Genomic DNA, 13836 nt, shown 5'->3' on the forward strand with positions numbered 1-13836 from the left:
TATTTAGCTATTTAATTAAAAATTATATATAAGAATTTATATATTAAATTCAAAAAAAAAAAAAAGAGGTAAAAAAATGTCCAAACAAAATATCGAAATCAATTATATTGATTCAATCAAAGAAAAATTATGAAAATCATGTGATGAAATGAAAGGGAAGGTTTCTTCTGAACAATATATGCACATTATTATTGCTATTATATTTTTAAAAGCAATGTCTGATAAATATGAAAAAGCAGGAGAACAAATTAGAAAAAAATATTTGAATGATGGTGAAAGAAAATGATTATTAGCAAAAAAAGATTTAAATTTACTTAAAAGGTATGATGTTCAATTTATTGTGCCAGAAAGTGCCAGCTGATCAAATATTCAAAAATATATAAGTAAAGAAGAAATTGGGATAAAAATCGATGAGGCTTTATTAGCGCTAGAAGAACAAAACAATTCATTAAAAGGTTTATTTGAAAAAAATTTTAGTCGTGAAGATTTAGACAAACAAAAATTAAGTAAAGTAATTAAACAGTTTTCTGACATTAATTTTTCTGAACTTAAAGAAGATTTTATAGGTGGACTATATGAATATTTTTTAGGAAACTTTTTTAGAAAACAAGGTCAAAATGGTGCAGAATTTTACACACCACAATCAATTGTAGAACTTATGGTTGCTATTTTAGCTCCAGACAGCGATAGTAAAATTTATGATCCAGCTTGTGGAACAGGTGGAATGTTTGTTCAAGCTAAAAAATATTTAGAAAAACATAAAAAAGATATAACCCAAATGAGAGTATATGGTCAAGAATTTTCATCTACAACATGAAAATTAGCAAAAATTAACTTAATTTTAAATGGTTTTGATCCTGATGATACATATCTTGGTTCCAAAGCAGAAAGCACTTTCAAAGAAGACTTAAGTGGTTTTGAACAATTTGATATTGTATTAGCAAATCCACCATTTAATCTTGAAATATGAGAAAATGAAAATGCTTCAGATGATCCAAGATACAAATGAGGACTACCGCCTGCAACGAATGCTAATTATGCTTGATTATCACATATTTTATATAAATTAAATAAAAATGGTAGAGCAGCTGTTATTCTTGCTAATGGTGCACTTTCTTCTTCGCAAAAAGAAGAGCTAAGCATTAGAAAAAAAATGCTTGAAGAAAATAAAATAGAAGCAATAATTTCTTTACCAGTTAAATTATTTTATACAACAACTATTCCTGCCACAATCTGAATTTTTAATAATAACAAATTAAATGACGATGTTATCTTTATTAATGCTGAAAATTTAGGAGAATTAGCTACTAAAAAACTTAGAGTGTTTAACACAGAAAATATTAATGAAATAGTTTCTGCTTATAATGATGCTAAGTTAAATAAAGATTTTAGTATCAAAGGTTTTGCAAAAAGAGTTTCATTAAATGAAATTAAAGAAAATGATTATTCACTTGTACCTGGAAGATACATTGATTTACTAGAAGAAGAAGTGGATAAAGAACAACTAAAAGCAGAAATTTTAGAAATTGAAAATGAATTAGAAATTTTATTTAATGAGTTCACTAATTTAATTCCTGATGTTAAAAAATCTATTAAAAAAGCAATTAAATTTGCTAATGAGCAAGAAAAAGAAAAATAAAACTTATTTCTTATTATTTAATTAAAATTAAACCTTTTGTTATATGAAGAGAGTAGTCTATAAAAAATCAATTATTTAAGCATTTTTTATCGCTTATTGCTATATTCGGGACTAGTGGTATGTCTTAATGACTTTTTAATTCTCTAAATTTTTAGGAGTGAAACAATCGGGGTTATCATTTATTAATTCGGCAACTTCTTGGCCACTCATTGGCTCAAATTGTCCCCATGAAAAGATGCCAAACACGGGGGGGTGCTCTCCTCAGCTCTTTGTAAGAAGTGGATCACTTCAAAAAAGTTATTAATTCCCTCAAAGGTAGAAACTTCCCCAAGTAATTGGTTAACTGTTTTATTTTCTAAATAGTCCAAGTCTTCAGAGTCTAGAACATCTATTCCCTTACTTCTTAACTCTTCTATGTTAATAGTAAAGTTTTCCAATATGTGAGAAATTTGGATTAAGTTTGTGCCTTTTAATGTTTTTAAATCTTTGATTAATTGTTCTAATTTTTAAATTGTTTAAAGCCTCCTTTCTATTTTTTTTTATTAATGATCCATAGTTTAAGTTTTTTAATCACTCTTTTAAGTTTACCTTAGGGTAGACATTCACAAATTAATAAAATCTATAGACTACTCTCTTCATATAACAAAAGCATCAATACACCATATCAGAACACCAAACTACAAAACCAATATTCAAGGAGACGAAAAAATGAAATTATATAAAGAGTTATCAATAAAAAAGAGACCTACTGAAGAAAAGAACATGTTTAAAATTATAAAAAATATGTTTAATGAAGTAAAAAAAGGAAGGGAATACACCCTTTACATAGCAGAAGATGATCGAACAATAATAGAAATAGATAGTAACAAAGAGTTAGATAAGTTATTAGAAAAGCATCCAGAAATATTTAAAGATATAAAATATAACAAAACTAAATCAAAGTTATTTATGAACAATTTAAATGAAACCTACTTTTTAAAAAGAGTAATTAATGTCTACGAAAATATAAAGATTGCTAGTTATTGATACAATAGGGTTAATAATAAGTTATACATTGTTACAAGAAGTGATATCAAATCTAAGTATGGTTACAAAACAAAAGATAAAAAGATTGATTACATCCCATTATTCGAACCTGTAAAAATTATTTACAAAATCTACCAAGCAAAAGTTCTATATGTTAGAGAAGCGTTTGTGTATGCAAGTATTTTAACAGCACTATTTCTTAACAAAAAATCACAAGAGATTCTCAAAACTAATAGTAAATTAAGAAACTTTAAACTTGAAGTGACAGAAAAAAGAATTATGAGTAGAACTGTGATTATGAATCGAGTAAAGTTAGAACAAAAAAATCATATAATTAGGTATGATGATGTTGAGAATTATCGTTACACTATGGGTGAATCATGAGATAAAATAACATATAAATTTAAAGAGAAATAATCATAAATGTTAGTCATTTTGAAAATAATTTCTTTGTATTCGATATTGAGTTGTTTGAAAATGAAAATAATACCTACTTTTGGTCTTTAGCATATCAAGTAGTTACAAGAGAAGGTGATAAGTTTATTGCTAAAAGAAAAGGTTATTTAGATAGTTATCATAATAATAGTACTGATTTAAATTTATTAATAAACTTCTATAGAAAAAGTTATATGATACAAGAGCAAAACAATTAGAACAGATACTATTATTATTCAATTAAAACTAAACCTTTTGTTATATGAAGAGAGTAGTTTATAAAAAAAATCAATTATTCAGGCCTTTCTTCTTAGAGTTATATTTAATTTATTTTGTAATTTGTAAGCATTTTTTTACTGTCCACTATAGTTTACTTTAATGTAGACATTCATGATTTAATATAAATTTTTATAGACTACTCTCTTCATATAACAAAAGTACCGAAACACCATCTTAGAACACCAAACTAAAAAACCAACATTCAAGGAGAAAACAAATGAAAACAATCAAACTTATTAAATTAATGATAAAAAACTTTAAAGGTATTAATACTGAAGAAAATAAAAAAAAATCAATATCAAAATTCCACTACTTGAAACCTAAAATTTAATAATATCTATATTGAATTTTGAATATTTAATAATGGGATTTTCACTTTAAAATCTATTAGATCATTTTTATTTATGTTAGGTTATGCACTTATTCTCTTACCAAAACCGCTCATCTTTTTTTTATTTCCAAGTAAAAAATAAAGATATTTGTTAGTGATAATGTTTGATTGTTTACTATTAATCAAACACTTTGCATTATAGAAAATTTGCCTTTTCTATAAAAAAATTTTCCACAATTAGCTCCACTACCAGCAATTGTTATATAATAATCTTCAAAATCATATTCATTAATTTTAGTTATTGGTTTTTCGTCAATGGTTTTAGAAGAATATATGTCATAAATACCTTTATTTCGTTTACATCATTGCATATTTTGTTTTCCATCACCTAAAATAAATTTTAAAATATCGTTTGTGTAAAAAGATATTTATAAAAATTATTATTATTATTATTATTATTTTATTTAGTTTGTGTTATTTTTAAAACATTTAAATATAAAATATTTTAAATTAAAAAAATGCATCATTATAATTTAGGGAATAAAATTTAATGATGCATTTATAAATTAAAATAAAAAAATAAATTTATTAATTAGTTGCTAGAACTAGGATTTAAATTTTTGTTAACAAAAAGATCAAGTCTAGAAATTTTTCTTGAACCATTATTTCTGTGTAAAACACCTTTTGAAACAGCTGTATTAACTTCTTTGTGAGCTTTTGAAACTAATTCTTGAGCATTGCTTTGTTTAGCGACAATAGCCAATTTGGCTTTTTTAATAGCTTTTCTTAATCTTGATTTAATAGCTGCATTTCTTACTCTGGATTTTTCATTTGTTTTAATTCTTTTGATCTTTGATTTTATATTTGCCATTATCCACCTCTATTTATTAAGTTTAAATAATTCTAGTTCTATAATTTATAATTTTAACTTTAATTAAAATTTATATATTTATTAAAAATTAAAAGTATTTAAATTTTAACACAAAAATATTTTTTTAAAACAATATTTTTATTTTTAAAGTATTTTTATAATTTATTTAATGTGAAAAAAATTGTTTTGTTTTATAATTTAAAATATGAAATTTAGACCCAAGTTTTTAGAATTAGTAATAATTTTTTTTGTTATTTTCACTAGTTTTATTTTGCTTTCATTAATTATTTTGCAGTTTATAACATTCCCATTGTGATTTTCATCAATAATTATTATACTCAACCTTATTTTAATTAATTATTTGTTTATGAAAATTATCAAATATTACTTAAGAAGAACTAATGTTGTTAATTCATCTATTTATGAATATGTAAATGATGTAGTGGAAGAAAATAATTTAGGTTTAATTTTATATTCTGCAAATGGAAAGATAATTTGAATTTCTTCTTTTATTAAAAAAAGATTTGGTGAACAAATAATAGGGAAAAGCGTTGATTTTTTATTTAATGATGAAAAGCAAAATAGCAATTTAAATATTTTAGATTATGAATGAGACTACAAACATTCTGGTTTTGAATATCGTATCAAAAAATATAATGATAAAAACATTATTACAATAAGTGATGTTACAATTTCTGAAAATATTTTAAAGAATTATATAAATGAAAAAATAGTTGTAGGTGAATTAGAGATTGATAATTATCATTTGTTATCAACTGTTATGGTTCAAGAAGATTTTTTCAAATATCAAATTACTGCAGTTAATTTGTTAGAAGAAATTTCAAGTAAAATGAATTTTTCATATAAACAGTATGCTAATGGTAAATTTTTACTAATAACAAATTATGAAAATTTTGCTAAATTTAGAACAAAAAATTTTGACACTTTTAAAGAAATCGAAACTAAATTATCAAATTACAAAGTTGCGAATCAACCCATAACTTTTTCAATAGGATTTGCTTATGGAACAGATGAAATTTTAAAATTAAATCAACTTGCAAAAGATGCTTTGCTTTTTTCAAAAACAAGAGGTGGTAACCAAGTTACAGTTTTTAAATATGGTAATAAACCGATTGTTTATGGTTCAAATATGGAAATTGAACCAAGTATTAGTAGAAGTGAACTTAATTATGTTTCTAAAAATTTATTAAATAGGCTTAAAAAACCAGAAATAAAAAATATTATTATTTATGGTCATAAGTTTTCAGATTTAGATGCATTAGGTTCTGCATATGGACTAGGTCATTTTTTAGTAAATTATTCTAAATATAAGTACAAGCAAAAGAAAAATTTTTATATTCAAAATTCTACTTTTGATACAACAACTGAAATGTTTATAAGAGCAAATATAAATTTCTTTCCTGATAAAATATTTATTAAACCATCAGTTGCTAAAAAAATGACTGATGAAAATACAATTGTAATTATGGTTGATACAGCAGATAGAAAAAGAATTGAAAATGAAGATGCTTTTGCTAAAACTAAACCGGAAAATGTCTTTATTTTTGATCACCATAGAATTGGTGATCAAAATCTTGAATTTATATCCAGTGGAAATGAATATATAGATACAACAACTTCTTCAACATCAGAGATAGTTACAGATATTATAAATTTATATACAACATCAGAAGTTAAATTTATTGACAGTTTTATAGCTCAAATGTTATTAAATGGTATTTATATGGATACAAAACAATTTTCTAAATCTACTTCTACTAAAACTTTTGATGCAGCAGCATTTTTAATTACATATGGAGCACAAAGTAAAATTTCAGTTGAAACATTAAAATATAGCGAAGAAATTTTCAATTTAATTAAAGAATTAACATATAAGCATGAAGAAGTAAAACCCGGTTATCTTATGGCATATTCTAAGCAAGAAGCAGATATTGATGTTATTTCTATGGCAGCAGATTTTATGCTTAATGTACAAGGTAGACAAGCTGTATTTATTATAGCTAAAATAAAAAATGGAGATAAATATAAAATGTCAGCAAGAAGTAATGGAACAGCTAATGTTCAAATTATTGCTGAAAGAGTTGGTGGTGGTGGTCACTTCGCTGCATCAGCAGCTGAAAGTTCAGGTGAAACTCTTGAGGTTTTTGTTGATAATATAAGACAAGCAATAGTGAGTGTGAAAAATGAAAGTAATAATAATTAAAGAATTTAATAAAGATTATAAATTAAATCAAGTTGTGGAAGTATCTGATGGTTATGCTAAAAACTTTTTAATTAAAAATGGCTATGCTCTCCCAGTGAATAAAACAACAACTTTATTTTTAGAAAAAAGAATTGAAGAAGAAAACAATAAAATTAAACAAAAAGTTGAAGAAGCGAAGCAATTAGCTGAAAAAATTAACAATACTATAATAGAATTTAAACTAAAGGCACACAATGATGTTCCTCATAATTCAATTACAGCTAAAAAAATTCATAAAAAATTAGAAGAATTGAATATCAAACTTCCAAAACATACTCTAGAAGAACATATTCATATTAATTCTTTTGGTTTAAGATCACTTAACATTAAATTACATAAAGATGTTATAGCACATTTAAGAATAAAGGTTATAAAACAAGATGTCTAGAAAATTATATTTAACTGAAGATGTTGAAAACTCGATTATAAGTTATATTTTATTAAACAAAGAAGAACATAATAAAATTATCCCTTATATTGAAAAAAATGATTTTTACTGACCAAAAAATAAGATAGTTTTTGAAGCAATGAGTGATTTATTTTTTGCTTCAAAAACTGTTGATCAAATTAGTATTTTAAATTGAATTAACGAAAAAAATGCAAATTCATATGTAAAAGAAGTATCGGATTTGCTTATTTATTTAGAAGATGCACCATATTATTCAACTGTGCGTGAAGCGATGAGTTTACTCATAGAAAAATCAAATTTAAGAAAAGCTAAAATTGCTATTGATTTTGCTGTAAAAGAAATCAACACTAATGAAACAGTTAATGCAGAAGATATTTTAAATAATTTTGAAGCAAAATTAATCGAAATATCACGGGGTGTTGAAATTAAAGATTTTCAAGAAATAAAAAAAATTACACAAGAAATTCTTAATGATTTATTTTCTAGAAAAAATGATCAAAATCTTAAAGGAATTAGTACAGGTTTTCCAAGTTTAGATCGTATAACTTCAGGTTTACAAAATGGTGATTTAATAATTCTAGCAGCAAGACCTTCTATGGGAAAAACAGCAATGGCTCTTAATTTAGCGCGTAATGCTGTAGAAAATGATAAAACATGTGCTTTTTTTTCTTTAGAAATGCAAGCTAGTCAGCTTGTTACAAGGATTTTAGCTTCTAACACAGGTATTGAAGGTAATTCTTTTAAAAAACCTCATTTATTAACTAGTTATGAATGACTAAATATTTCAGAGCATATAAAAAAAATTAATAATTATAAACTTTTTATTGATGATTCAGGAGGTTTGAAACTTCATGAGTTGATTTGAAAAACTAAAAAATTAATGAATAGAATTAAAAAAATTGATTTAATTATAGTAGATTATCTACAACTGATTGATTTAGCAAGTTCAGGCAATAATAGACAGGTAGAAGTTTCTAAAATATCTAGACAACTAAAACAGTTGGCAAGAGAAATTAATTGCCCTGTTATTGCATTATCACAATTATCAAGAAAAGTTGAAGAAAGAGAAGATAAAAGACCATTGATGTCAGATCTTAGAGAATCAGGTGCTATTGAGCAAGATGCTGATATTGTAGCATTTTTACATAGACCTAATTATTATAAAAAAGATGTGCCTAAAAATGAAATTCAAGATACCAATTTAATTATTGCTAAGCATAGAAATGGAGCAACAGGGGATATTGTGTTACAATTTGACCCAAAAATAGGTTTATTTTTTGAAGAAGGTGAATCATAATGCAAGATTTGAAATTAATTATTTTATCATTATTAATATTTATATTAGTGATAATTTCATCTTTATCATCAGCTTCTGAAACATCATTTTTATCAATTAATACAGCCAAACTTGAAGATTATTTTAAAGATAAACACCAATTCGTTAAAAAGAAAATTTTAAAATTGCATAAAAAATTTTCAGGCACTTTATCAACAATTTTGTTAATTAATAATATTGTTAATATTGCAGCATCTGCAACTATGAGTGCTATAGTTAGTTCATTAAGTTTAAATAATAATTGAGAAATTATTATATCAACAGCTATTATGACACCTATTATTGTTTTAATTGGTGAAATTATCCCTAAAATTATTGCGAGAAAATTCCCAATAACTTTTTTAAAAAATACTTGATGAATTATATATTTTTTTTATTATTTATTTTGACCAATTACATTTTTGATTTCTAAAATTTCAAAGGAAAATCCTATCACCAATACAGAAAGCGAACTTAAATATATTATTGATATTGCAGGAAAAGAAGGTGTTTTGGAAAAAGAAGAGTCACTTTTAACAAAACGAGCATTAGATTTTGACTCTATTAAGGTTCACAAACATTATACAAGACTTAGAAAAACAACATCTATTAAGTATGAAAGCACACTAGAAGAAATTAGAAACATCTTTTATGACACTGGTTTTTCAAGACTTCCAGTTGAAAAAAATAAAAAGTTTATTGGTATTATTTTATTAAAAGATATTTTTTATTTAAAAAATGAAGAAGATTTTGAAATTGATAAATTTATTGTTAAAGTTCCTAATATATCTTCAAACACATTATTAAAAAATGCATTGTATAAACTAAAAGAAAATCAAAGTCATTTTGCTTTTATAACAAAAAATAATGAAGATAAAACTATTATTGGGATTATAACTATTGAAGATATTATTGAAGAACTTGTTGGTGAAATTTATGATGAACATGATTTTCGTGATGAAAATGAGATTTATATAATTAATGCAAACAAAATTATTGTTCATTATTCAACAAAAATTGATAAAATAAATAAAATATTAGAAGTTGACATCCCATTAGAAGAAGAAACAATCGGAAAATATTTAGAAACATTAACAACAAAAAAAATGAACTTAAAATTTAAACACAAAGAAAATAATTTGTATTACAAAGTTATTGAAAATAAGAAAAATAAAGAAATAAAATTTGAAGTTTTATTAGAAAATTAAAAAAAGTTTTATAATTTAAAATTACTAATAGTAAGGAGAGTAAAATGATTAAAAAAGATTTATTAAAAGATTCAGCAGAATTAAAAATAACATTAGAAGTTGAAAAAGAAAAATGACAAAAAGCATTAGAGAATGCAAAAAATGATTTAATAAAAAATGTTAAAATTCCAGGTTTTAGAAAAGGAAAAGTTCCAAAAGAAAAAGCATTAAAATTAATAGATCCAGAACAAATTTTATCTAAAGCCATTCAAAAAATAGAAAAAGAAATTATCCCTATGATGAATGATCAAATCACAGAAAAAGATGATGTTGTTGGAAATGCAAGATCATTTGAAATTCAAGAAATAACTTTAGAAAAATTAGTAATTTCTGGACTTTATCCAATTTATCCAAAATTTGAATTACCAAAATATCGTGAATTAAAAACCAAATATGAACTTAAACAAACGACAGATGCTGATGTAGAAGAAGCTATCAATAAATTACTTGTTTCAAAAGGGAAAATGGTTGAATATGATGGTCCGATTAAAGAAAGTGATCATGCAGTTTTTGATTTTAAAGGTACTTTAGATGGAGAAGAATTTGACGGGGGCTCTGCAGAAGATTTTGAATTAGTAATAGGTTCTAAACAATTTGTTCCTGGTTTTGAAGATGGAATGATTGGATTAAAAAAAGGAGATAAAAAACAACTTAAAATTACCTTCCCTAAAGAATATCATTCACCAAAATTAGCAAATAAAGAAGCAATTTTTGATGTTGAAATTAAAAAAATTAAAACTCATGAAAAAGTTGAATTAAATGATAAATTCATCAAAGAGTTAAATCTTGATAATGTAAGTAATATTGAAGAGTTAAAAAAATACTACAAAAATTTACTTTCTGAAGAAAATGCGGAAAAATCTTTGGTTGATTTTCAAAAAGCAAGTTTTGCAGAAATCATTTCTAAAGTGGAAATACCAGTTTCAAAGATTTTAATTGAACAAGAAGTTAAAAGACTAGTTCAAACATTTGAAAAACACATCAAACAACAAGGTTTTGATTTAAAAGAATTTTTCAAAATAACTGGTTCAACACAAAGTAAAATAGAAGAGCAATATCGTGAAGAAGCTATAAAAAACTTAAAAGAAAGTTTTGTTTATATTGCACTTGCGAGATCAGAAGTTATTGAAGCAACTCTGGAAGATTATGAACAAGAATATCAAAAATTAGCTAAATTCTACAAAACAACAGCAGATGAATTAAAAAATTTAGTTACAAAACAACAATTACAAATTCCTATTATTAATAGAAAAGTTATTAAAAGATTAGCTGAATATAATTCTAAAAATAACTAATAATTAAAATTTAGAGTTTTTAGTATATTATTAAAATAGAACTAATAAATAAATTATAAAGACTCTTTGAGTCTTTATTTCTTTATATTATGGAGTGAAATATTACAAATATGTGAAAAAAAATTAAAGAAAATCTATCTAGATCTGCAGAAATAAAAATTGCACATAAACTTTTAGAAGAAATTAATGCACTATCTTCTAAATATTCTCAGATGCCAGATTCTGAATTGCAAAATATGACTAATGTTTTTAAAGAACAATTGCAAAATAAAAAAACATTAGAACAAATTAGGGTAGAAGTTTTTGCAGCCATTAGAGAAGCAACTTTTAGAGTTTTGAAAAAGAGACCTTATGATGTCCAAATTTTAGGTGGTCTTATTTTAGACATGGGATCTATTGCTGAAATGAAAACAGGAGAAGGTAAGACATTAACTTCAATTGCACCTGTATATTTAAATGCATTAGAAGGCAACGGAGTAATTGTATCAACTGTTAATGAGTATCTTTCAGAAAGGGATGCTGAAGAAGTTGGGCAAGTCCACCGTTGAATGGGTCTGACGGTTGGTGTTAATAAAACGCAAATGGATTCAGAATCTAAAAGATTTGCTTATGCTTGTGATATAACTTATTCTGTTCATTCAGAATTAGGTTTTGATTATCTAAGAGATAATATGGTTACAGATAAAGAAAGCAAGGTACAAAGAGGACTTAATTATATTTTAATTGATGAGGTTGATTCAATTTTAATTGATGAAGCAAAAACACCTTTAATCATTTCAGGGGGACAAAAAAATAATTCTAATCTTTATGTTGCTGCTGACTTATTTGTAAGAACATTAACAAATGATGATTTTTTTATTGATCATGAAATGCAAGCAATAAAACTTACAGATAGTGGAATTGATAAAGCTAATAGTTATTTTAAACTTAGAAATTTATATGAAATAAAAAATTCTGAGCTTGTTCATAGAATTCAAAATTCACTACGTGCTCATAAAATTATGAAAAAAGATGTTGAATATATTGTGCGTGATGAAAAAATAGAACTTGTTGATACATTTACAGGAAGAGTTATGGAAGGTAGAGCTTATTCTGAAGGTTTGCAACAAGCTATACAAACAAAAGAAAATTTAGAAATTGAACCTGAAACCAAAACATTAGCAACTATTACTTATCAAAATTTATTTAGAATGTTTAAAAAATTAGCTGGTATGACTGGTACAGCTAAAACTGAAGAGCAAGAATTCATTGATATCTATAATACAAGAGTTAATGTGATCGATACTAACAAACCTATAATTAGAAAAGATGATAAAGATTTAATTTTTGCCTCAATGCAAGCTAAATTTGATGCTATAGTTGAAGAAATTAAAAGAGTTTATAAAATTGGGCAACCAATATTAATTGGTACTTCTCAAATTGATGAATCAGAACATTTACATGAAATGTTAAAAAAAGAAAATATTCCTCATACAGTTTTAAATGCTAAACAAAATGAATCTGAAGCTGAAATTATAGCTAAAGCAGGTCAAGAATATGCTGTTACTATTGCAACAAATATGGCCGGAAGAGGAACAGATATCAAACCATCACCTGAAGCTTTAGAAAAAGGTGGACTTTATGTTTTGGGTATTAATAAAGCTGAATCTAGAAGAATTGATAATCAATTAAAAGGCCGTTCAGGAAGACAAGGAGATGTAGGTTATACTAAATTTTATCTTTCAATTGAAGATTTATTAATGACTAGATTTTCAAATTTTGAAATGATTAAAGAATCCTTTAATTCTGATAGTAAAGAACCAATTCGAGGGAAGTCTATTTATAGATTTTTTGATAGAGCTCAGAAAAAAATTGAAGGTTTCAATTATGATAATAGAAAAAATGTCCTAAGCTATGATGATGTTATTAGACAACAAAGAGATCTTGTTTATACACAAAGAGACTTAATCTTAAATAGTGATAATTTAGATATTTTTATTAAAAGAGTTATTAAAAGAAGTGTTCGCAATATATTATCACTAGATTTTATTGCTTTAGCAAATAATGAAGTAAATTATTCAGTTTTAGAAGAATTTTTAAATAACAACTTTTCTTATATTTCTAAAGTTACATTTTCTAAAAAAGAAATGTTGAAGTTTCACCGTGAAGAATTAATAGAATATTTATATGACAAATTATGTGATATTTATTTTAATAATTTAAGAATTAATTTGATTAACAATTTAGGTGAAGAATATTATGTTTCTGACGAAAGAAGAATAATGCTAACTGCATTAGATAATAAATGACAGGATCATATTGATGTAGTTGATCGTTTACGTTCCTCATCTAATTTAGTACAATATTCACAAAAAAATCCTTATCAAATTTTTACAGAAGAAACAACCAAAAAATTCGAAGTATTTATTAACGACAGTAGCGATAGAGCGCTTTATGATTTGTTTAACAACAGAAATGCAATGAAAATAGTTTATATTGAGCACACTCTATCAAATGGTGAAGTTTTTGTTTACCAAGAAGATTGACCACGAGAAATGGTTCAACAGATGATTGAACAAAAAGAATTTGAAATTATACAACAAAAAAAAGCATCAGAAAAAATACCTTATATTCTTGAAAATGGTAAAATTATTTTTTTAGATAAAAATTTAACACAAGAACAAATTCAAGAAATTTTGTTAAATGAAAATAAAAAAATTTTAGAAAGCAATAATAACTAATTTTAT

Annotated in this window: 10 protein-coding genes; 8 read left to right on the forward strand and 2 right to left on the reverse strand. The window is 24.6% G+C overall.

Going from position 1 to position 13836, the window contains the following annotated elements:
* Positions 1-76 precede the first annotated feature (76 nt).
* A complete protein-coding gene (locus tag EXC65_RS03700; protein ID WP_129720139.1) occupies positions 77-1639 on the forward strand; it encodes a type I restriction-modification system subunit M in 1563 nt (520 codons plus the stop codon).
* Between the two features lie 708 nt (positions 1640-2347).
* Complete coding sequence (locus EXC65_RS03705) at positions 2348-3082, forward strand: hypothetical protein (protein WP_129720140.1); 735 nt, start codon at positions 2348-2350, stop codon at positions 3080-3082.
* A 717-nt stretch (positions 3083-3799) separates the two neighbouring features.
* Here the strand turns inward: EXC65_RS03705 and EXC65_RS03710 are convergent.
* Entirely contained in the window at positions 3800-4081 is a 282-nt protein-coding gene (locus EXC65_RS03710; protein WP_129720141.1) for a restriction endonuclease subunit S, read from the reverse strand.
* 221 nt (positions 4082-4302) lie between these two features.
* Entirely contained in the window at positions 4303-4581 is a 279-nt protein-coding gene (gene rpsT / locus EXC65_RS03715; protein ID WP_129720142.1) for a 30S ribosomal protein S20, read from the reverse strand.
* Between the two features lie 367 nt (positions 4582-4948).
* On the opposite strand from rpsT, the gene EXC65_RS03720 reads away from it, so the two are divergent.
* The 6 genes from EXC65_RS03720 (at position 4949) to secA (ending at position 13830) form a co-directional block, all read left to right on the forward strand.
* Positions 4949-6805 carry a GGDEF domain-containing protein gene (locus EXC65_RS03720; protein ID WP_165001350.1) on the forward strand — a complete coding sequence of 619 codons (1857 nt, stop codon included), beginning with the start codon at positions 4949-4951 and terminating at the stop codon, positions 6803-6805.
* Complete coding sequence (rplI, locus tag EXC65_RS03725; protein ID WP_129720144.1) at positions 6786-7232, forward strand: 50S ribosomal protein L9; 447 nt, start codon at positions 6786-6788, stop codon at positions 7230-7232. Before EXC65_RS03720 ends, rplI begins: the two co-directional genes overlap by 20 nt.
* Positions 7225-8550: a replicative DNA helicase gene (gene dnaB / locus EXC65_RS03730; RefSeq protein ID WP_129720145.1), complete on the forward strand. Its 1326-nt coding sequence runs from the start codon at positions 7225-7227 to the stop codon at positions 8548-8550. Before rplI ends, dnaB begins: the two co-directional genes overlap by 8 nt.
* On the forward strand, positions 8550-9776 hold the full coding sequence (locus EXC65_RS03735; RefSeq protein ID WP_129720146.1) for a CNNM domain-containing protein: 1227 nt from the start codon (positions 8550-8552) through the stop codon (positions 9774-9776). The genes dnaB and EXC65_RS03735 overlap by 1 nt, the downstream gene beginning before the upstream one ends.
* Positions 9777-9820: 44 nt before the next feature.
* On the forward strand, positions 9821-11110 hold the full coding sequence (gene tig, locus EXC65_RS03740; protein WP_129720147.1) for a trigger factor: 1290 nt from the start codon (positions 9821-9823) through the stop codon (positions 11108-11110).
* A 110-nt stretch (positions 11111-11220) separates the two neighbouring features.
* Entirely contained in the window at positions 11221-13830 is a 2610-nt protein-coding gene (gene secA, locus EXC65_RS03745) for a preprotein translocase subunit SecA (protein WP_129720148.1), read from the forward strand.
* The last annotated feature ends 6 nt before the right edge of the window (positions 13831-13836 follow it).

It is taken from the genome of Mesomycoplasma neurolyticum (assembly GCF_900660485.1).
GTDB lineage: Bacteria > Bacillota_I > Bacilli_A > Mycoplasmatales > Metamycoplasmataceae > Mesomycoplasma_A > Mesomycoplasma_A neurolyticum.